The following is a 233-nucleotide window of genomic DNA, read 5'->3' as shown; positions in this document are numbered from 1 at the left end:
TGAATGCCCCCGAAGCCCTGGCTTATCTGGAAAAACGGCGGCTCAACCACCCGGAATTAGTCGCCCAGTTTAAACTGGGCTTTGCCAACCGCACGTTAGCCTATCGCCTGCCCATCAAGGCCGTGCAGGCCGGCGCACAGATCCGCGCCCGTCTTCGGGCCGTGGGGATTATGCGCGACAGCGGGCACGAGCACTTTACCGGTTCGCTGGTGATACCGGTTATCGACCCGAAC

Annotated in this window: 1 protein-coding gene; it reads left to right on the top strand. The window is 61.4% G+C overall.

Translation table 11 applies throughout. The annotated features are described in order from the left end of the window. A partial coding sequence (locus ACGF5R_RS24950) for a hypothetical protein (protein ID WP_387693338.1) occupies window positions 1-233 on the top strand: 233 nt, incomplete at both ends.

Source organism: Photorhabdus sp. RM71S, assembly GCF_042879355.1.
Taxonomy (GTDB): Bacteria; Pseudomonadota; Gammaproteobacteria; order Enterobacterales; family Enterobacteriaceae; genus Photorhabdus; species Photorhabdus kayaii.
This window is presented reverse-complemented; position numbering and strand designations above follow the sequence as displayed.